The organism is Erwinia sp. PPS120 (genome assembly GCF_047918655.1).
Lineage (GTDB): Bacteria > Pseudomonadota > Gammaproteobacteria > Enterobacterales > Enterobacteriaceae > Erwinia > Erwinia tasmaniensis_A.
Window position 1 is genome coordinate 142,503 of sequence record NZ_JBLREF010000008.1, and the last position, 20,383, is coordinate 162,885.

The following is a 20,383-nucleotide window of genomic DNA, read 5'->3' on the forward strand; positions in this document are numbered from 1 at the left end:
GGCTGGTTGCTGCAATGCATATCTCCCCTTTTCCCGTGCATGACCCTCAGGATGGCGGTGACGCGTCGTCCTGCTCACGCTCTTCTTCGGCAGGACGGGCTGTCACGACCGGCGCGATTGCATCGTAGCGGCGGCGCATTCGCTTACTGACCAGGAAGACCGGCGTTGCCATAAACAGTAAGAGGCTACCGGCCATCCCGCAGACCAGCAGACTGATACTGCCCGTCCAGCCTTTGCCAGCGGTGAGACCCGCCACAACCAGCGACAAAATAAAGCAGAAGGAGAGCGTCAGGCTGACCGGCCAGATATTGGTGATATCCATATCGCTCAGCGCCATTTTCACCGGTTTGATCGCCTGCCTTGCTGCTTCCTGTTCAGCGCGCATCCGCGCTTTAACCGCCAGCAAATCGACACAGGGCGCAATAAAATCCTCGGCCGTCACTGGCGTGTACAGCTCGTCAAAGACTCTGCTGACCGGCGGGAATAACAGTGACCAGCTGCCAGTATGCACACCGTAGGCGGCAAGTGCAGGTAGCGTTATCCGCGGCCATGTCACGGGCTGTAAATAGCGATCGTTCAGCACGATCCAGCTTTGGCGCGTCTCCCCCCGCGTGACGTGGTACAGGCGAAACCGGTCGGCCGGGGGGTAGTTCAGGTTAGTGACACGGGCAGTAATAAAGGGAATATTATGCTGGCGGCAGTAGTTTACCCTCCCCTGTCCCTGCGCCGCCAGCAGTACGCCAAGCGCAGGTAAAAAGTAGAATGAGGTACTGCTTGCGGCGTAAGGCCCCTCCAGATGCTCTTTTAGCCGTGCTTCACTGCTGGCGTTAAGATGCTCGGGCCACCAGCGCCAGCTGCGGCCTACCACGCGTTCGGTAGGCACCTGAAATATTCCAAGGGATTCTGTTTCCGCAGGCAGGCGCGCAAAGGGGAATATTTTGCTGAAAAAGGTCAGCGCATCATCCGGCCCGTTCCATTCGCCGCTGGCCTCAAGACCGTGCAGATTCGCGGTCAAATCCCCCCAGCCGTTTTTACCCAACATATCTATCTGATATTTAGTATCAGCCAGGCGTTTACCTAACCGAAGGATGGCCTGCGGAATACCCTCCAGCGACAGTTCCGGTGCCGGCGCTGCGTTATTTTCTTCATGTTCCATACTGCGTATCCCCAAAGGCAACGGCCCAAACAAGATTTAAACGACACAGGGTTACACCGTTAAGGTAAGACGGCGATAAATAAGTAACAGGGTGTTGGATGGCGTACGCCTAAATGTGGCAAGTATTCAATATAAGACAGTAATTTCAACAGGCAGTGAATTTGACTTTAGTCAAAAAACTAAATATTTTCAAGATGATAGTATACTTACGAAGCATTATTGAGTGCAATAGCGACGGCGTTTTTCCTGCCTGAAAGGATTACCCTCCCGCTAAAATTCAGATTTTAGCCGCTAAAACATTTCCCTAAATCGCGTGGGCCAGAGAATAACCCCAGGCGGCGCGTCCATTGCCCGTCACTCATTGCATCAGGTCGTTTCGTTCCGGTTAAAGCCACACTATGGACCCTACATTCACAGTTAAGCGGCGATGGTTTTGACCTTCGACATAAAACTGCGACTAATTACCAATAAGAATGTAACAATACAATTCTAACAGAATCAAAATATGTCATTATGGTTTAACATTTACATGCGTTTACTGCGGTTGGGTTATCCGCTGGGGTGACGAGATCATTAATAACATTCAATCTAATTTTGATTAAACGCTTGCAACCCTTTATACAACAATTTAGCAACAATACACCTGCCCGTGACAACATTACACTTAATAATTTCCAATTTGTGCGTTAATCGCCAGCTAAAACAACCAAATAGTTATAGCTATCCACCGCGATATAAATATTTCTTACATGGGATAACAGGGGTCGGTATGACAAACAGAAACGTCCCCGGCGCGAAAAAAACCTTCCGGACTATATGGATACATTATTTTCACATAAAAGCATCATTCCCAGATCTCATTTTAACAGTATGGACAACCGATTTAACGCAGCGGTGAAACAATTCATCGCAAAGAACCCCGTTATTATTGTCGCGATCGCTATTACTGTTGTCGCACCTTCTAATGAATTGGTCTCTGGATCAATCCTTCGATGAAATACTCGCCTGACGATCGCCGCATCACGTCAAAATGTGGTCTTGTTGTCAGGTGCGAGTTAATTAATAAGAAAAGGCAGTCTATGTTAGATCGAGGTAAGCAATGTTCGGATTAGATGCATTCCACCTGGCCAGGATACAGTTCGGCTTTACCGTCTCCTTCCATATCATTTTTCCGGCTATCACCATCGGACTTGCCAGCTTTCTGGCTGTGCTTGAGGGGATGTGGCTGAAAACCAGAAATGAGGACTATCGCGACCTCTATCATTTCTGGTCGAAAATATTTGCCGTTAACTTCGGCATGGGCGTGGTATCGGGCCTGGTCATGGCCTACCAGTTCGGCACCAACTGGAGCGGCTTTTCCCAGTTCGCCGGCAGCATTACGGGCCCGCTGTTAACTTACGAAGTGCTTACCGCCTTCTTTCTTGAGGCTGGCTTCCTTGGCGTTATGCTGTTTGGCTGGCATCGTGTGGGGCGTGGCCTGCACTTCTTTGCGACCTGCATGGTTGCGCTGGGTACCATCATTTCAACCTTCTGGATCCTCGCGTCAAACAGCTGGATGCAGACCCCACAGGGCTACGCGATTCAGAATGGCCTGGTTGTGCCGGTTGACTGGTTTAAAATTGTTTTCAACCCCTCATTCCCCTTCCGGCTGCTGCACATGTCCACCGCCGCTTTCCTGGCGAGCGCCTTCTTTGTTGGCGCTTCTGCGGCCTGGCACCTGCTGCGCGGCAATGACACGCCAGCGATACGTAAAATGCTGTCAATGGCACTGTGGATGGCGCTGATCGTATCGCCGATTCAGGCTGGACTGGGCGATGCTCACGGTCTGAATACGCTGGAACACCAGCCGGCCAAAATTGCAGCGATTGAAGGGCACTGGGAGAATAAACCGGGCGAAGCTACCCCGCTTATCCTCTTTGGTCTGCCGGATATGGAACAGGAAAAAACCCGCTACGCGCTGGAGATCCCGTATTTGGGCAGCCTGATCCTGACCCACAGTTTGCATAAGCAGGTTCCGGCGCTGAAAACCTTTCCAAAAGAAGATCGTCCTGATTCCACTATCGTGTTCTGGTCATTCCGCGTGATGGCGGGCCTGGGCATGCTGATGGTGCTGCTGGGCGTGGTCAGCCTGTGGCTGCGCGTGCGCAATCGCCTTTATACCTGTCGTCCTTTCCTGTGGTTCGCCCTGCTGATGGGTCCGTCGGGTCTGATTGCTATTCTGGCCGGTTGGTTTACCACTGAAATAGGTCGTCAGCCCTGGGTGGTGTATGGCCTGCTGCGAACGAAGGATGCGGTATCCGCTCATGGCGATTTGCACATGAGCCTGAGTCTGATTGCCTTTATTCTGGTCTACACGTCAGTCTTCGGTATCGGTTATATCTATCTGTTTAACCTGATTAAAAAGGGTCCGAAACAGGGTGAAGGTAATGCCGATCCGGATGGTGGCCCTGGTACCAAACATACGCCTTCACGTCCGCTGTCTGCCGTGCAGGAAAAGTTAAACGCGCAGAAGGGGGAGAAATAACGTGGTCATTGATACTTCTGTGATCTGGTTTGGCATCATTGTTTTTTCAACGCTGATGTATATCGTGATGGACGGTTTCGACCTGGGTATTGGTCTGCTGTTCCCATTTAATAAAGATGCTGCCGAGCGCGATATGATGGTGAATACCGTTGCGCCGGTATGGGACGGCAATGAAACCTGGCTGGTGCTGGGCGGTGCGGCGCTGTATGGCGCTTTCCCGCTGGCCTACGCGGTGATCCTCGACGCGCTATCTGTGCCGCTAACGCTGATGCTCATTGGTCTGATTTTCCGTGGCGTGGCCTTTGAGTTTCGCTTTAAGGCAACCGAGGAGCATCGTCCATTCTGGGATAAATCTTTTATCGTCGGCTCCATTCTGGCGACGTTTAGTCAGGGTGTGGTGCTGGGCGCCTTTATCAACGGTTTCCAGGTGACAAACCGTGCCTATAGTGGCCCGGAACTGCTGTGGCTGACGCCGTTTTCAATGTTTTGTGGCCTGGGTCTGGTGGTGGCGTATGCCCTGCTGGGTAGCACCTGGCTGATTATGAAAACCGAGAACGAGCTGCACCGCAAAATGACCGCGCTGGCGAAGCCTCTGCTGCTGGTACTGATGGTGTTTATGATCATCGTAAGCGTCTGGACGCCGCTGGCCCACGCGGACATTATGCATCGCTGGTTTACCCTGCCAAATCTGTTCTGGTTCCTGCCAGTACCGGTGCTGGTTCTGCTGGCTGCAGGGAGTTTGCTGCGCGCCCTTAAGCGTCACGCGAATTACTCCCCGTTCCTGCTGACGCTGGCGCTGGTTTTTCTGGGCTTTACCGGCCTTGGGATCAGCATTTGGCCGAATATCATTCCACCGTCCATTACCATCTGGCAGGCTGCTTCACCGCCGCAAAGTCAGGGCTTTATGCTGGTCGGCGGGCTGTTGATTATTCCGGTGATTCTGGTTTATACCTTCTGGAGCTACTATGTGTTCCGTGGGAAAATCAATCCGGATGAAGGCTACCACTGATTGAATGAACGGGAGATAAGTATGATTGAAACACAGCAGGCGACCCATTCTCCGGTGTGGAAACGCATTTTGTGGATGGCGGTCATTTATGCAGGCAGCGTTATGGCGCTGGGCGTGGTGGCAACGCTGTTCCGTATGATGATGACTGCAGCCGGTATGAAATCACACTAATCGCACGTTGTCCGGGGGCTGCACTATCGCTTGCGCCGCCCGAGGGACAGGTTCTTTCGCTGATAAATTTACATAGAAGTCCGGTAGACATCATGGTGTCTGCCGGGCTTTTTTCGTTTTGGGCTGGTGGACAATCCCTGCGGGTACCGGATGTCCTCGCCTGGCCTTCCGTCTGCGCCGCAGCGCTGCGGATTGCCCGTCAATCGCCGGGATTATCCACCTTTCGGGCTGATCAGTTGCTTTGAGTAAAGCCCTTTACCTCTCCACAGGTATTATCAGCACGACGTCGAGTTAAGCCCTGCTAACACTCAGGCTTTGTAGCCTGCCCGGCCATTAGCAGATAATTCGGTCATGTGCACTTGATAGGGCTCTGTCGCATTAACGACAACAGGTCAGAAGAAATTATGTTGCCTGTTTTTCAGGCAGCCAGCAGGTAGAATTGTTCCGCCGGCGACAACCCTTCACCTTCCGGATGGCACCCGGCCCGTTTGCCCTGAGTGACTTTGCCGCAGGCGGCTCGGGTGGTGACTTGCAGGTTACCGTATGGGAAGCCGATGGCAGTGCCCAGGAGTTCAGCGTCCCTTATCTGACACCTACATAGTCCAGGCACAGCTTACGCATACGCAGACTAAGGTCGCGAATTTCACTGTTGAATAATATTCTGGCATTAACCGGTAAGGAATCTTTCGAATCGCCAATGTTCAGAATATTTCAACGGAGGTAATCATCGCGATTCTGTCGCATTAAGGCAACAGAACCAAAACAACACCTCAACGCCCAAATTCTTTACCTTCGTCATATTTTTTCACACAACCGCAGCGGCAACTCGCAGAGGATGGTCTATTCTTAATGTTCCCTGTGAGGAAATCATGCCACTAAGAAGGAGATATTATGAGTCTGTTAGATAAAGCGAATGACAAAGCTGACGAAGCACTGGGTAAAGGCCAGGAGCAGCTCGGTAAAGCGACTGATTCTCCCGAGCATGAGTTAAAAGGTAAAGTGCGTCAGGGCGCAGCCAAAGCATCTTATGCAGTAGATGATGCACTGGACTGTGTAAAAACCAAAACGCAGGATGCCCCATTTGTTTCGCTGGCGATTGCCGCTGGCGTTGGCTTCCTGGCGGCTAAGATTTTTGGCCGTCGCTAAGCCCGAGGTGCTAAGTTAATTCTGGCGCCCTGCCCGGAAAGGCCGACACTGTCGGCCTTTTTTATTGCCGTTTCGCTGCACATACGCACGCAGGGCGAACTCCTCAACCTAACTGCACCTCACCCTCATGAATACCAGACGCGCCCGCTCCCACCTGACCTCGCGTGACCTGCTGGTTTTTCTGAATACGACCCCCTCTCTTTCTGACCCGTTTTAGCGATAAACCGCTGCGACTGACGCCTGCGGACGGGGCGGCACACTTAAATATGTGACCGACATTTCAAATCCGGCAATTTCGATTAGCTGCCAAATCATTTCAGCACTATTTATAACAACTGTCTCCGCTAATGATGGTTTCATGCCGTCCGTTCGGACCGCTAAAGCCGCTCATGTCAGGCATTCCCCCTTTCCCGCGCCTGCTAAGCCGGAGAAAAAACTGACCTCAGGCGCAACGGCCCAGACCCTCCTGCCTGACAGGCAATAGAAAAAATTATTCCAATAACAAGAAGGTGTTCCAAAATGAAAAGCAAGCTCCCTAAAACCACATTAAAAAGATCGGTGGCGTTCTGTGGTTTAGGATTGATGCTGGCATCAGGATCTGCACTGGCAGATTATGCTCCGCTCAGCATTGATTCTCCCTATGCTTTCGGCGACTGGGGCGGCTCCCGCACCCAGTTAAAAAATGACGGTGTGGATTTCCAGGTTAACTACACCATGGAATCCGCCAGCAACTTCTCCGGTGGATATAACCATTCTACTACCGCCCGCTATACGGATCAGTGGGCATTCGGCACCACGCTGGATTTAGAAAAATTACTCAACTGGAATGACACCCAGTTCCAGACAACTATCACCAGCCGTAATGGGCAAAACCTGTCGGATTATATCAATGACCCGCGATCCGGTGGGTTGTCATCCGTGCAGGAAGTATGGGGACGCGGACAAACCTGGCGCCTGACGCAGTTCTGGCTGAATAAAGGCTTTTTTGATCATGCGGTTGAAGTGAAGGCGGGACGGGTTACCGTTGGCGAAGACTTCGACGCGTTTCAGAGTAACTTCCAGAACCTTGCATTCGGCAGCGGTCAGGCGGGTAACTGGCGCGGCGATCGCTGGTATAACTGGCCGGTATCCCAGTGGGGCGGCAGGGTAAAATTCAGCTTCACGCCTGAAGTTTTCCTCCAGGTGGGTTTCTATAATCAAACCGCATCGAACTACGATACCGGTAACGGCTTCCGCCTGGATACCAGCCATACCGAAGGGAATATGGTGCCGGTTGAATTAGGCTGGCAGCCAGCCTTTGGCGCCGACAAACTGCCAGGTAACTACCGCGTAGGGATGTACTACTCATCGATGAAAGGCGATAACTACAGCTCTTACCGTGACGGGCAGTACGGCGAACAGAATCACGCCTACGGCGGTTACCTGCTTCTGCAGCAACAGCTGACCTCAATGGACGGCGACAATCAGCGGGGTCTGGGCGTTATCGTCCAGGCGGTCATGAACGATCATAAAACCTCCAAAACGGATAACTACCAGTCGGTCTCTTTTGTCTGGAAAGGGCCGTTTGCTTCCCGGGCTAAAGACGAAATTGGCATCGGCGCGGCGCGTATTCACGTCAACGATGATTACGGCAATATGCTGCGTCAGACTAACCGGGATAACGGGGTAAATGATTATAATAACCCGACCTATCTGCCGATCCAGAGCGGATCTGAGTATGACTACGAAATTTACTACAACGCCCATCTTACCAGCTGGCTGAATCTGCGTCCGAACCTGCAATATATCGCTTCCCCGGGTGCGGTAGGCGAAGTGAAAGATGCGTTTATCGGCGGCATTAGCGCCAACATTAACTTCTGATCCACAGGCCGGGCCGCCATGCGGCCCGGCCCTGTTTATCTCTCCGCTTTTAACTGCGCCCGCGCGTTATAAAAACGTCGATAAGCGAGGTATCCGGCAATAATGGTCGACAGGCTGGCGGTGCCGAGCAGCATAAACGTCACCATAATCTGGTATTTTATCGCCTTCACCGGATCGATCCCGGCAAAAATCAGACCGGACATCATGCCCGGCAGACTCACCAGCCCCACGGTTTTTGCTGCATCGACGGTAGGGATCATCGCTGCACGAATGCTGTCACGAATTAGCGTGCCGGAAGCCACTTTAACCGACGCGCCGAGGCTAAGCCTTTCGAGTATTTTTTGGCGGTTGTCGGCAAAGCGCTGATTCAGGTTGCTGTAGCACAGACCCACGGCCACCATTGCATTACCCGCGATCATCCCTGAAATCGGGATCACCTGCATCGGCAGGAACGCAATGGAACCGGAGAGCACCAGAATAGCCAGCGTCAGGGTGGTACTCAGGGTAATAGCGACAAAAGAGATAGCCAGCGCCCGGTCGATATTGCGGCTGCGCTTACGGGCGTTCAGCGCCGCATTGGTACAGATAAACAACACCATCAGCACGGTCAGCCAGTCGTTGTTGAGCATAAACACAGACTTCAGCACGTAGCCGACAATAATCAGCTGAACGATGGCCCGCGATACGCTCCAGATAATGTCTTTTTCCAGCCCCAGCTTCTCCTTCCTGCTGACCAGCAGGGCAATAAACACCAGGATAAGCGCCAGGCCCAGAGATTCGTTTGTAATGTTATGCTGGTTCATCTCTCCTCCCTGCTAAGGGCGGGCTGAGCGTCAGGACTCGCTGCGCCCGATGTATTTCGGTGCTGTCGTGACTGATCCACACGGTGGCCATGCCCTTTTCAGCCATGAGTTCGTTGATTAGCCCATTAACGGCCTGCTTGTTTTCCTCATCCAGCGCGCTGGTGACTTCGTCCAGCAGCAGCACGTCAGGTAAGAATTGCAGATTACGCAGTAGCCCCACGCGCTGCTTTTCCCCACCGGAAAGGGTCTCGATCTCTTTGTCCAGCATATCAGCCGGGAGATTAACCCGTTGCAGCCAGCGTTGCAGTTTCTCTCTTTCAGCCTTTTTGTGGCGAATTTCCCACGGCAGCGCCAGGTTATCCCATACCGTTCTGCCAAACAGCGCGGGCGTCTGGCAGCACCAGGAGACCTGCTGACGGTAGGTTTCGGGCCTCAGTTCACTGACCGGCTGACCTTTAAACACGACGCTGCCGTGCGAGGGATCGAGTAGCGAAGCGATAATTTTTAATAGCGTGCTTTTCCCACAGCCGGACGGTCCGGTCAGAAGGAGAAAATCACCTGCGTTAAGCGTAAGCGATACGGGAGCCAGCAGCGTTTTTCCGGCCAGTGCATAGCTCACACCCTGTACGTCCAGCAGGGGAGGATGGGTCGACATAGTGGCGTCCTGCAAATTATTTATGCCGCCGATCATAACGCGAAAAGGCAACAAAATGTCGCCTTTTCAACGGTGAAATGAAATTGGTATGGCTTTTGTTTACGGCTTGTCTGCCGGGTAGCTCAGGGTGACAGGTTCATCCGGAATTTTTGTGAAGCGGGTGAGGATCTGATGAAAGTCTGCCGTCGGATTCAGATCGCTAAACTGCGCCGGGTAGAGGTCTTTAGCCAGGATTTCCATGCCGATTATATTATACGGATGGTTATAGAAATGGTGATAAACCCCATAGACACGCCCCGCTTCGACCGGTGCCAGCTGCTGAAGACCATTGCGTTCGATCAGTTTCTTAAAGGGGGCAGTCACCTGCTGCGGTGCCACGCCGAAGCCAAACGGCAGCACGTTTTTATCCGGTCGCTTTGAGCCGGTCATAATATAGACGTCAGGCTTCATCGCGATAATCTTCTCAAGTGCAACAAACCCTGACGCGCCGGGCAGCAGACTGGATCCAATATTCTTCCCGCCCACCGCCTCGACCAGTCCGCCCCAGCCGTTATGACCGTGTGTAAAGCAACAGCCTTCTGAGTTCCCGGCAATGGGTTCAATAAACACCGTGGGCTTAGGCTTAACCGGTTCAATTTTCTGCTGTAAATTGTTCCAGCGTGCCTGATAGAAGTCGGTGTACGCTTTTGCCCTGGATTCCTGATTCAGGACGGTTCCCAGCAGGGTGATGCTCTTTGCCGTGTTCTGCGCCGGGTGCAGTTCATAATCGACGAACACCACCGGAATATGCAGCTTTTGCAGCTGGTCCAGTACGCCCGTCTGCTTAAGAGCAGGCTTTGCGCGCAGCTGGGCAATCATCAGGTCGGGCTTTTCAGCAATGACGCTTTCAAGATTCACTTCTCCCCGGTCGCTGAACCCCATATCGATAATTTTCGTCGCTTCAGGCCAGGTTTTTTTTAACAAATCCCAGGTCTGGGTATCCTGTTTTTTCGGCAGGTTATTCCATGCTACTACCCGCCGAAAGGGATCCTCCCTGTCCAGCAGGGCCAGAGACAGTACATCACGCCCATCCTGCAGGATCACATGCTGTGGCTCCTTAGTCAGCGTGATGTTTTGATTGTCCATATCGGTGATTTGCACCGGATAGGTGGTAGCGGCACAACCTGCGCTGGCCAGCATAGTTCCCAATAACAGCCACGAACGAGTTTTCACTAATTGTCTCCATGAGAATAAGAATCAGAGCAAGAATCATTTATGATGATATCATCCATCCCACGCCACGAATGTTCTTAATAGCTCCGCTGCCCATTTTTTTTCGCAGCGAATGAATAAAAAATTCGACCGCATTACTCTCAATCCCCTCCCCCCAGCCGTAGAGTTTCGACTCAAGCTCACGCCGTGAAAGCGGTCTGCCCGGCTGGGACATCAGTGCCTGCATTAACGTAAACTCGCGGATAGAGAGGCGGTGTATCTTGCCGTTAAGCAGATCAACGGCCTGATAGCTGGCAGGATCCAGCACGATTTCACCATTGCTAATCAGCGGCGCGCCCTGCCCCTCCCGCCGCCGCCGGGCGTTACGCAGACAGGCAAGCAGTGATTCTGCGTCAAAGGGCGTGGCAATGTAGCCGTCGATGTCGGCATCTGCCCAGCCTGAACGTTGGTCTGCCAGCTGCGAACACGTCATCATAATCAGCAGCGGTAACTCACGACCCGTCGCGCGCAGCAGATCCTTCAGGCTGTCTCTTTCGCCTGTCGATAGCCCGGCACTGAGAACGACAATATCAAAAAGGCTATCCGCCAGCCGGACCGCCGTCGGGTTTTTGATGCATTCGATAACGTAGCCTGCTTCAGCGAGAGGGAGGAGGATGGCTTCACTTTGCAGGCAATTCTCTTCAGTCAGCAGAATTCTCATCCCCCCTCCGGACAACAGGTATTAACTGCGTGAACCTGACATTTTTTGCGGCTTGCTGCCGCTAGCACACTGGCGTATTGCATCGTTCCCCTCCAGGAAAACAGAGATGAACTCAGTTTGCCGGGGGAAACTTAGCATTACATTAGGCCAGCCCGATAACGGCTCAGAAAGGAACAGAAGAGATGAAGAGGGAGGAGGCGTTCAGCCTTTTACCCGCGAGGGCCAGCAGATCAGCAACAGGCCGCTAAAAATCAGTATTACCCCTGCCAGCTTGCTCCAGACGAAGATTTCATCAAGCGCGGGCAGACAGAGCGCCGTCCCCCACACCAGCACATAGCTCAGGCTTAACAGCGGATACGCCCTGCTCAGCGGTATCTTTCGCAGTGCCAGAAACCAGCACAGCATTGATAGCGCATAGGCAAACAGGCCGCCGGCCAGCGCCAGAGCAGCAGGCGGCAGGCTGAGCAGCGCGTTAAACAGCCGGGCTGGATCGCTGGCCGACGGGAGGTTCATCATAGCCCAGCGCATCAGCAGCTGTGCGCCGCTGACCAGCAGGACGCTACAGAGTGCCAGTACAATACCCATCAGAGGCTACCTCTGATCATTCTGCTGCCTGCAAACATCGGCATTTAGCCATTATTCCCGTACGCCCATGCATACCCATTATACCCGCACGCCCATGACCATTACGCCAGCCACAATCAGCATAATGCCCAGCCAGTGACGCAGGGTAACCGGTTCTTTCCACAGCCAGCGGGCCGCCAGCACGATAAAAATAAAGTTCAGGCTGAGCATGGGATACGCCACGCCCACCGGCACCTTTTGCAGCACCATCAGCCACACCAGCATGGCGCAGCCAAGCAGTATGGCGCTAAGCCCCAGCCAGAACAGAAGGTGCCATCGCCCTTTCAGCAGGCCATGCTGTGCGGCCTGCTTCTGGCAGAGCTGGCCAGCGCAGCTTAGCAGGCTGGCAAAGGCGATAAACAGGATATTCATGGCCGCTGTCTGTACTGTAACATCACCAGTCGTCCACGACGGAGCACCCTGTCCGCTTCGGGCAGACCGTCTGGAGTAAGCTTATCATCGTGCGACAGCAGCATTATCAGTGACACCTCCCCCTCACGGCGATGCGCAGCCAGCCAGCCCGCAAAATCAGCCCCGGAAATGAATATCCCTTTTGCATCGGGATAGCTTAAGCCGTACTGCACCTCACCCGGCTGGTCGTAAAGCTTGATATCGCTGCGCTTAAGCTCCCATGCCAGACCGGAGGCGATACCTGGATTGTTTGCCAGTACAAACCGGCTCGGTGCGATATCGCTTTTGATGACACGGATAAACTGCTGCGGCTGCTTGGAGTCAATGACCCGATTAGGGATCACCATACCGGCCACCAGCGCCAGTGCCAGCGGGCAACAGGCTGCCCAGCTCCAGCGCTTCGCGGGTGACGTCAGCGTCAGCCAGCCCGTGATGCCCCACAGCAAAAAGGCGGTCCCGCCCAGTATCACCTTAATCAGCTCACCATGGCCGTATACAGGATGCCGTGCCAGCCCCCAGGGTGCCAGAAATCCAATAATTGCCAGGGTACACAGCAGCCCAAAAACGAAGTTGATCCCGCCATTAACCTTAAGGGCTTTGCCGCTGACCAACATCAGATCGGTGGCCCGTTTTGCCATCAAAATAGCCAGAGGAGCAAAGCAGGGAAGAATATAGGTCGGCAATTTGCCTTTAGCAATGCTGAAAAACAGCAGAGGGATAACCGTCCAGCTCAGCAGATAGAGGCTCCCGCTATTCTCTTTACGCCTTTGCCAGCCGGTACTCAATGCGCCGGGCAATAGCCCAAGCCAGGGCAGGCAGCCGATAACCATCACCGGCAGGTAGTACCAGAACGGGGCTTTGTGCTGTGCGCTGTCCTCGGCAAATCGCTGAATATGTTCAATCCAAAAAAAATAGTGCCAGAAGTCGGGCTCACGTTGGGCAATCGCTATCGCCCAGGGTGCGCTAATCGCCGCTGCACCGACCACCGCCAGCGGGCCGAAGATCAGCAGCTCTTTGAAACGCCGCTGATAAATCGCCCAGGGCATAATAGCGATCACCGGTACGGCAAGCGCGAGGAAGCCTTTGGTCATAAAGCCCATGCCGCAGGCCAGCCCCATCACCAGCCAGCTCAGCACCTTACCCTTGACGCCGGACGCGTTGAGGGTCAGCCAGTAGCTGCACATGGCGGCCACCAGCCACAGGGTGATCATCGGGTCAAGCACCGCGTAGCTGCCAATGCTAAACACCAACAGGCTGGTCAGGAAAATAACGCTGGCCATTATCGCCGTGTAGCGTTCACGCCAGATGCGTAGCGCCAGCCAGTAGACCATCAGCGCGGTCAGCGTGACGGAAAAAACGGAGCCAAAGCGCACGGCAAAGTTGTTATGACCCAACAGCAGCTGGCTAAGGTTATTTATCCAGTAACCGGCGATGGGTTTTTCAAAATAGCGCAGGTTAAAAAAGTGTGGCACCACCCAGTCACCATTGGCGAGCATTTCCCGGCTGATTTCTGCATAGCGGGTTTCATCCGGTTGCCACAGGTCGCGGAACTCAAGAGGAACGAGGTAGTACAGGGCAAACAGTGCCAGCAGGAGGGCACCGTTTCTCATTATTTTCATACTGGCTTACTCAGATAGTTGCTGGTATCCCAGCCATCCCTCACGCCCGGGAAGGGTTCCCCGGACAACTTTTCCCGTCGGCAGGCGAGACAGGTCCTCAGGCAACAGGTCGCCAAGTGGGCAGAACTGAATGCCCTGCTCTGCGGCCAGCCGCAGCAGCTCGTCAAACTGCCTGCTCATGGCAATACCTTCAACTTCAGCGTGGATGGTGTAAACGGGCGTGCCCTTATCCTGTTGAATTTTTTTGAGGATAAAGGCATTGTACGCCTCTTTAGTGACCACCGATCCCACCACCTCATCCCAGGTGGGTAACGTCACCGGGATCTGCACCGTACCCAGTGCGCCATTCGGTAATATGGGCAGGAAAGGCGTTTTCCCGCGGCAGTCGCTGTTATAGTGAAAGCCGAAAGACTCCTTTGCATTAACCACCCGACCATCTGCCCGCCAGCCCGCCACCGCTGAGCAGGTCACCGGCTGCCTGGTGACGTTTTGCAGCGCATCGCACCCCCTGCGGATCTGCTCTTTTAGCTTCTCCTCAGGCCATACGCCTGCCCAGGTCTGCCAGGCGAAGTGATCCCATGCATGCAGACCGACTTCATGATGTTCGGTTGCGGCGGCGATCGTTTCTGACAGGCCCTTAGCAATGTTACGCCCGGGCCAGGCCGTACCGGCCAGCAAAATATCCCAGCCATACAGCGATGCTGCGCCCGAGCGCAGCATCTTCCACAGGAATTTCGGCTTCATCAGACGCCACAGATGGCGTCCCATGTTATCCGGCCCGACGCTGAAAAAAAAGGTGGCCTGAGTGCGATGTAAACTGAGCGTTTCCAGCAGCCGGGGGACGCCGTCGCGCGTCCCCCGCCAGGTATCAACATCTATACGGAGGCCGACTTTTTTCATTTCTCCGTTTCCACACCGTCAACCGTGCGCAGGAAGAAATCCAGGGTTGCATCAATGGTTTTTTCCATCTTTACTTCCGGCGTCCAGTTAATCAGACGGCGGGCATTGCCAATGGCAGGCTTACGATGCACTACGTCCTGATAGCCCTTGCCGTAATAGCTGCTGCTTTCAACGTCGCGGAAGCCCGCGAAGGGAGGGAAATGGCTGCGGAGCGGATGGCGATCAAAGCTCTCCAGCAGCTGCTGCGCCAGCTCTTTGATGCTCGCTTCATTCTCCGGGTTGCCGATGTTAATAATCTGACCGTCGCAGTTATTGTTTTTGTTTTCAATAATGCGGAACAGCGCCTCAACGCCATCGCTGATATCCGTAAAGCAGCGCTTCTGGCGTCCGCCATCCATCAGCTTAATGGGCGACCCTTCAACCAGGTTCAGGATCAGCTGGGTAATGGCCCGGGAGCTGCCAATACGCGCGGCGTTAAGGTTATCAAGACGCGGCCCCATCCAGTTGAACGGGCGGAACAGGGTAAAGCGCAGTCCTTCTTTATCGCCGTAGGCCCAGATGACCCGATCAAGCAGCTGTTTGGAAACCGAGTAAATCCAGCGCTGTTTGTTGATTGGGCCCACCACGAGGTTTGAGCTGTCTTCATCGAAATTCGGATCGGTACACATGCCGTATACTTCGGAAGTCGACGGGAAAATGATGCGCTTTTTGTATTTCACACAGTCGCGGATGATTTTCAGGTTTTCTTCAAAGTCCAGCTCAAACACCCGCAGTGGATTACGCGTGTACTCAATTGGCGTGGCAATGGCCACCAGCGGCAGGATAACGTCACATTTTTTGATGTGATACTCAATCCACTCCGAGTGGATGCTGATATCGCCTTCAACAAACTGAAAGCGCGGGTGCCCCACAAAGCGGCTGATAGCATCTGAACCGATATCCAGACCGAAGATATCAAAGTTATCGTCCTGTAGCAGTCGCTCGGTCAGATGGTTACCGATAAATCCGTTTACGCCGAGGATCAGCACACGGGTACGGCGTTTGATTGCCGATACCGGCTGGTTGTGCAGTAGCGCTCCGTTGACCAGGCCCAGCGTTTGCGCGAGCTGTGAACCCTGCATATACACGCCGTTTTCGCTCTGCCCCGTCATCACTTCAAGCGCACCCTCACCGCAGGCAATGATTAATGGCGCGACCGACAGTACCATACCGGCTCTGGCGGCAGGCAGGTCATGACGTACCTTACCTTTCCAGACGATGAATTTTGTCGAGCCAACGTAGCCGTACGCGCCAGGCCAGGGGTCGGTAACCGCACGCACCAGGTTGTTAACCTTTTCCGCTGGCAGCGACCAGTCGATACAGCCATCCTCCGGTGACCGACGCCCAACCGTGGTCGCCTGACTCTCATCCTGCGCCCACCCCTTAAGTTTGCCCAGTTTGAGCGTGGGCAGGGCGGCGTTAAGAAGCTCAGTGGCTGCACTGATAAGCTTACGGTGCAGGGTTAACGCGTTATCTTCTGGTACGATCGCGACTTTCTGCTGCGCCATAATTTCACCGGCATCCGCACGGCTTACCATACGATGCAGGGTAACGCCGGTCTCGGTTTCGCCATTGACCAGCGCCCAGTTCAGCGGCGCGCGGCCACGATATTTCGGTAGCAGAGAACCATGCAGGTTAAATGCGCCATGCGGCGCGCAGTCCAGAATCTTGTCGCTCAGCAGATTACGGTAATAGAACGAGAAGATCGCATCCGGCGCCATCAGCTGAATGCGATCGACCCATAATGGATGATTGACGTCTTCCGGGGCGAAGACCGGGATACCCAGGTCCGCTGCCGCGCGCGCGACCGATCCGAAAAAGTGGTTTTCATTGGCAGAATCAGGATGGGTAAAGATGGCTTCAATCTGATAGCCGGCCTCAACCAGCGCATTGATGCCGATGCATCCCATATCGTGGTAGGCAAAAACAACAGCTTTCATTCTTTGTTATCCTCTGAGGATTCGGAGACAGAAACGGATGAGTTGACAACGCGCTGGATGAAATAGCGCGGGCGGGCACGGACGTCGTTGTAAATGCGGCCAATATACTCCCCGAGCAGACCCATGCCGACGAACTGGGCGCCGATGAAAATAAACAGCACGGCGAACAGGACAAACATGCCGTCGCCAGCCCAGTGCGAACCGAAAAACAGGCGCGCGACGATCAAAAACAGCGAGAAGGCGAACCCGGCCAGGGCAATCAGGCTGCCGACCACGCTGAGCATACGCAGCGGCGTGGTGGTCAGGCAGGTCACCAGGTCATACATCAGGTTGATCAGCCGCATAAGGCTGTATTTGGAATCCCCAAATTCGCGCTCGGCGTGATGAACCGGGATCTCAATTGCCCGGCGGGCAAAGGTATTAGCCAGAATGGGAATAAAGGTACTGCGCTCGTGACAGTGCAGCATGGCGTCAATAATATGGCGGCGATAGGCGCGTAGCATACAGCCATAATCCCCCATCGCTTTACCGGTGGTGCGCTGGATCAAATGATTGATCAGGCGCGAGGCGCGCTTGCGGAACCAGCTATCCTGGCGATTTTGCCGCACGGTTCCTACCACGTCATAGCCTTCAGCAGCCACCGCAACCAGCCGTGGGATCTCTTCAGGCGGGTTCTGTAAATCAGCATCAAGGGTGATGATAAGGTCACCGCTGACGTGGCTGAACCCGGCCATAATGGCCGAATGCTGACCATAATTACGGTTAAGCAATACCGCAACAATATGACTGCCCTCTTCCGCCGCCGCACTCGCCAGCATGTCGGCCGAGTTGTCGCTGCTGCCATCATCGACCAGCAGGATCTCATAGGCCATCGGCAGCTGGTCGCAGGCCGCAGTCGTACGGCGCATCAGTTCTGGCAGGCTTTCCTGCTCGTTATAAACGGGAATGACAATAGAAACTTTATTTATAGGTTGTTCGGGCGTCATGTTATCTCTCGGCAATATCGCGCAGGGCGGAAATGACGCGGCTGACATCGTCATTGGTCATACCTGGAAATAGCGGTATCGAACAGATGCGATCGGAGTTCCATTCGGTTTCAGGCAGGGTCAGGTCGGGAAAGCGTTCACGGTAATATTTCTGCGTGTGTGCCGCACGGAAGTGCAGGCCGCTGCCAATATTACGATCCTTAAGCGCCTGCATCAGCTCGTCACGAGTCAGGCCGCAGCGCTCAGGATCAACGCGGATAATAAACAGGTGCCAGGCATGCTGATGCGCCCATCCAGGCACGGACAGCGGTAAAAAAGGCGTATCCGCCAGCTCTTTCAGGTAGCGGGCGGCAATCTCCGCACGTCGGGCATTAAGTGCGGGAAGTTTATCCAGCTGTACCAGCGCGATAGCGGCGCTGATGTCGGGCAGATTATATTTATAGCCTGGCGCAATGACTTCAGCCTGGGGCGCGCGGCCATGGGTCTGTCGATCAAAGGCATCCACGCCCAGACCGTGGAACTTCAGGCTGCGGATACGGCTTGCCAGGGTTTCATCATCGGTTACCACCAGGCCGCCTTCAGCACAGCTCATATTTTTGATGGCGTGGAAGGAGAAAATAGCCGTACCGAAAGCCCCCACGTGGCGGCCTTTATATCCGGTGCCGGCCGCATGTGCAGCATCCTCAATCACCGGAATGCCATAACGCTTACCCAGCGCGTGGATGGCATCCATATCCGCTGGAGCGCCCGCATAGTGGACAGGCACGATGGCTTTGGTACGCGGCGTAATCGCGGCTTCGATAAGCTCAGGGGTCACCATCAGCGTGTCACGATCGACATCAATCATGACCGGCTCTGCGCCTAAAAGCGCAATCATATTCAGGGTGGACACCCAGGTCAGTGAGGGGGTGATGACCTCGTCCCCGGGACCAATGCCCAGCGCCATCAACGTGACATGCATGCCTGCTGTGGCCGAACTGACGGCAATCGCATGCTGGTTGCCCGTTAACTGGCAAAAAGCCTGTTCGAGCAGCTGATTTTTAGGGCCGGTGGTGATCCAGCCGGAATTCATTACGTCCCTGACTGCTGCCAGCTCAGCCTCCCCCATAGCGGGGCGCGAAAAAGGAAGAAAATCCGACATTATTAAAGTTCCCTTAATTGTAACCAAAATAAACTTTAGCAGAGTGTGCTATTTTCAGTCCACTGGCAACTGATATACGTTGAAATTTAGCCCTGGCAAATAATTTGCCGGGAATTTCCCCGGACGCATAAACAGGGAGCCGTATCGGTCATAAACGGCTAAGTTTTTTAGCGACCGCATTATCGCATGAGAAAATCGGGCAAATTTCAATGCTTAATGAACGATAAAGCAGAATTCTTAGCTGAAAATTAAGAGCTCAGTTTAAATGCGCCGAAGCGGCAAAATATCTGTGGGTGATTTAGAATCGGTTTACTCTTAATGCAGTCTGTAAAGAGGGAGTTGACGGCGCGGGGGAGGAAAATAAAAAACTTAAATAAAATTTCAGTTTTGTGACTGGCCGCGAAGCGACTGACAGCAGAACGTGCATTCCCGATTTATCCGGGAGCCACTGCAGGAAAAAAAAGGCTGCCTTCAGGCAGCCTCTTCTACTTTGCGACGGAACGATCGGCGTTTTTATTTGTAGATTTCTGCGGTCATATAGACGCCATCTTCAGCGCGGGCACTGGTGATTTTATAGCTGGAGGCACCGGCCGCTTTAGCCTGGGCGGCGATATGCGCCTGAGCGCTGTCCAGCGTACTGCCGTGAGCAGAGATGCTCTGAGCGGCAAAACTACCGAAAGAGATCATAGAGAGCGCGGCAACGGCGGCAATACTCAGTGTTTTGATGGTTTTCATGGTCAAATTCCTTCTTTGAGATATTTGGGACAAGGCAGCTCGCCTTGGATGTGCCAATAATAAGCCTGCTAACTATTAGCATCTTAACCATTTGTGCGATCCAGATCACATTTTATCCGCTAACAGTCGATGGCAGTCACGCCCGATTCCGGGGCGGTTAATCATCAGGCTATAATGGCCCGCTGCACTCGCTTTTCCGGAAAGAATATGAATCCAGACGCCTTAGGCCCGCGGATTTGCATCCTCGGCCCCTCAAATAGCGGCAAATCCACGCTTGCAACGGCCATCGCCCGCAAGTGCGAACGACCGATTATTCATCTCGACCGGCTGTATCACCACTACCCACACTCCAGCTGGTGTCCCCGCCCTGCTGACGAATTCCTGGCCCTTCATGAGAAAGCCATTGCACAAGAAAGCTGGATAATGGAAGGAAATTATTCACGCTCTCTTCCACAGCGCCTTGACCGGGCAACCGGCGTAATTCTGCTGGATATTTCAACGGCATCCAGCCTGCTGCGCTATATCCAGAGAACGTTATGGCAGCGCGGGCGCTATGGCGGAATGGATGGGCAGGATCGGTTGAGCTGGGAAATGCTCCACCACATTCTCTTTGTCACCCCCGGGGGACGGAAACGTAATGCCGCCCTGTTTGAACAACTGAGATTACCCAGGGTGCGGGCGGGGTCAGTTAAAGAGATCGCGCGGCTGTATGTGGAATGGGGTCTTGATACAAGGTAAAAAAAAGGACAGCC

General features: G+C 53.8%; 19 protein-coding genes and 1 pseudogene. 7 read left to right on the top strand and 13 right to left on the bottom strand.

Annotated elements, in window-relative coordinates; all coding sequences use genetic code 11:
- Nucleotides 1-46: 46 nt before the first annotated feature.
- Complete coding sequence (locus ACLRGG_RS05515; RefSeq protein ID WP_416248787.1) at nt 47-1,156, bottom strand: hypothetical protein; 1,110 nt, start codon at nt 1,154-1,156, stop codon at nt 47-49.
- A gap of 1,099 nt (nt 1,157-2,255) precedes the next feature.
- Here ACLRGG_RS05515 and ACLRGG_RS05520 point away from each other — a divergent pair.
- From ACLRGG_RS05520 to ACLRGG_RS05545, 6 genes and pseudogenes are all read left to right on the top strand, one after another.
- Nucleotides 2,256-3,680 carry a cytochrome ubiquinol oxidase subunit I gene (locus ACLRGG_RS05520; RefSeq protein ID WP_416248788.1) on the top strand — a complete coding sequence of 475 codons (1,425 nt, stop codon included), beginning with the start codon at nt 2,256-2,258 and terminating at the stop codon, nt 3,678-3,680.
- 1 nt (nt 3,681) lies between these two features.
- Nucleotides 3,682-4,689: a cytochrome d ubiquinol oxidase subunit II gene (cydB, locus tag ACLRGG_RS05525; RefSeq protein ID WP_416248789.1), complete on the top strand. Its 1,008-nt coding sequence runs from the start codon at nt 3,682-3,684 to the stop codon at nt 4,687-4,689.
- Nucleotides 4,690-4,710: 21 nt separating this feature from the next.
- Entirely contained in the window at nt 4,711-4,860 is a 150-nt protein-coding gene (locus tag ACLRGG_RS05530) for a DUF2474 domain-containing protein (RefSeq protein WP_416248790.1), read from the top strand.
- Between the two features lie 472 nt (nt 4,861-5,332).
- Nucleotides 5,333-5,455: pseudogene (locus ACLRGG_RS05535) on the top strand (fimbria/pilus outer membrane usher protein); the annotation flags it as partial.
- Between the two features lie 296 nt (nt 5,456-5,751).
- Nucleotides 5,752-6,006, top strand: a complete 255-nt coding sequence (locus ACLRGG_RS05540) for a CsbD family protein (protein WP_416248791.1) — start codon at nt 5,752-5,754, stop codon at nt 6,004-6,006.
- Nucleotides 6,007-6,525: 519 nt separating this feature from the next.
- Nucleotides 6,526-7,866, top strand: coding sequence for a carbohydrate porin (locus tag ACLRGG_RS05545; RefSeq protein ID WP_416248792.1), 1,341 nt, complete (start codon nt 6,526-6,528; stop codon nt 7,864-7,866).
- A 35-nt stretch (nt 7,867-7,901) separates the two neighbouring features.
- Here ACLRGG_RS05545 and fetB read toward each other — a convergent pair whose 3' ends face one another.
- The 12 genes from fetB to ACLRGG_RS05605 form a co-directional block, all read right to left on the bottom strand.
- Nucleotides 7,902-8,669, bottom strand: coding sequence for an iron efflux ABC transporter permease subunit FetB (gene fetB / locus ACLRGG_RS05550; protein ID WP_416248793.1), 768 nt, complete (start codon nt 8,667-8,669; stop codon nt 7,902-7,904).
- Entirely contained in the window at nt 8,656-9,324 is a 669-nt protein-coding gene (gene fetA / locus ACLRGG_RS05555) for an iron efflux ABC transporter ATP-binding subunit FetA (protein WP_416248794.1), read from the bottom strand. The genes fetB and fetA overlap by 14 nt, the downstream gene beginning before the upstream one ends.
- Nucleotides 9,325-9,423: 99 nt before the next feature.
- Nucleotides 9,424-10,503: an ABC transporter substrate-binding protein gene (locus ACLRGG_RS05560; RefSeq protein WP_416248812.1), complete on the bottom strand. Its 1,080-nt coding sequence runs from the start codon at nt 10,501-10,503 to the stop codon at nt 9,424-9,426.
- A 73-nt stretch (nt 10,504-10,576) separates the two neighbouring features.
- The gene (locus tag ACLRGG_RS05565) at nt 10,577-11,236 is read right to left on the bottom strand and encodes a winged helix-turn-helix domain-containing protein (RefSeq protein ID WP_416248795.1); all 660 of its coding nucleotides are present in this window, start codon (nt 11,234-11,236) and stop codon (nt 10,577-10,579) included.
- Between the two features lie 201 nt (nt 11,237-11,437).
- Nucleotides 11,438-11,821 carry a 4-amino-4-deoxy-L-arabinose-phosphoundecaprenol flippase subunit ArnF gene (arnF, locus tag ACLRGG_RS05570; RefSeq protein WP_416248796.1) on the bottom strand — a complete coding sequence of 128 codons (384 nt, stop codon included), beginning with the start codon at nt 11,819-11,821 and terminating at the stop codon, nt 11,438-11,440.
- Nucleotides 11,822-11,899: 78 nt separating this feature from the next.
- The gene (gene arnE / locus ACLRGG_RS05575; RefSeq protein WP_416248797.1) at nt 11,900-12,232 is read right to left on the bottom strand and encodes a 4-amino-4-deoxy-L-arabinose-phosphoundecaprenol flippase subunit ArnE; all 333 of its coding nucleotides are present in this window, start codon (nt 12,230-12,232) and stop codon (nt 11,900-11,902) included.
- Nucleotides 12,229-13,890 carry a lipid IV(A) 4-amino-4-deoxy-L-arabinosyltransferase gene (gene arnT / locus ACLRGG_RS05580; RefSeq protein WP_416248798.1) on the bottom strand — a complete coding sequence of 554 codons (1,662 nt, stop codon included), beginning with the start codon at nt 13,888-13,890 and terminating at the stop codon, nt 12,229-12,231. The genes arnE and arnT overlap by 4 nt, the downstream gene beginning before the upstream one ends.
- 6 nt (nt 13,891-13,896) lie before the next feature.
- On the bottom strand, nt 13,897-14,790 hold the full coding sequence (gene arnD, locus ACLRGG_RS05585) for a 4-deoxy-4-formamido-L-arabinose-phosphoundecaprenol deformylase (protein ID WP_416248799.1): 894 nt from the start codon (nt 14,788-14,790) through the stop codon (nt 13,897-13,899).
- Nucleotides 14,787-16,769 (bottom strand): bifunctional UDP-4-amino-4-deoxy-L-arabinose formyltransferase/UDP-glucuronic acid oxidase ArnA, encoded by a 1,983-nt coding sequence (gene arnA, locus ACLRGG_RS05590; RefSeq protein WP_416248800.1) that lies wholly within the window; start codon nt 16,767-16,769, stop codon nt 14,787-14,789. Before arnA ends, arnD begins: the two co-directional genes overlap by 4 nt.
- Nucleotides 16,766-17,755 carry an undecaprenyl-phosphate 4-deoxy-4-formamido-L-arabinose transferase gene (gene arnC, locus ACLRGG_RS05595; RefSeq protein WP_416248801.1) on the bottom strand — a complete coding sequence of 330 codons (990 nt, stop codon included), beginning with the start codon at nt 17,753-17,755 and terminating at the stop codon, nt 16,766-16,768. The genes arnA and arnC overlap by 4 nt, the downstream gene beginning before the upstream one ends.
- 1 nt (nt 17,756) lies before the next feature.
- Nucleotides 17,757-18,896, bottom strand: coding sequence for a UDP-4-amino-4-deoxy-L-arabinose aminotransferase (arnB, locus tag ACLRGG_RS05600; protein ID WP_416248802.1), 1,140 nt, complete (start codon nt 18,894-18,896; stop codon nt 17,757-17,759).
- Nucleotides 18,897-19,409: 513 nt separating this feature from the next.
- Nucleotides 19,410-19,631: a YdgH/BhsA/McbA-like domain containing protein gene (locus ACLRGG_RS05605; protein ID WP_067705417.1), complete on the bottom strand. Its 222-nt coding sequence runs from the start codon at nt 19,629-19,631 to the stop codon at nt 19,410-19,412.
- Between the two features lie 207 nt (nt 19,632-19,838).
- On the opposite strand from ACLRGG_RS05605, the gene ACLRGG_RS05610 reads away from it, so the two are divergent.
- Complete coding sequence (locus tag ACLRGG_RS05610) at nt 19,839-20,369, top strand: P-loop NTPase family protein (protein ID WP_416248803.1); 531 nt, start codon at nt 19,839-19,841, stop codon at nt 20,367-20,369.
- Nucleotides 20,370-20,383: the final 14 nt, after the last annotated feature.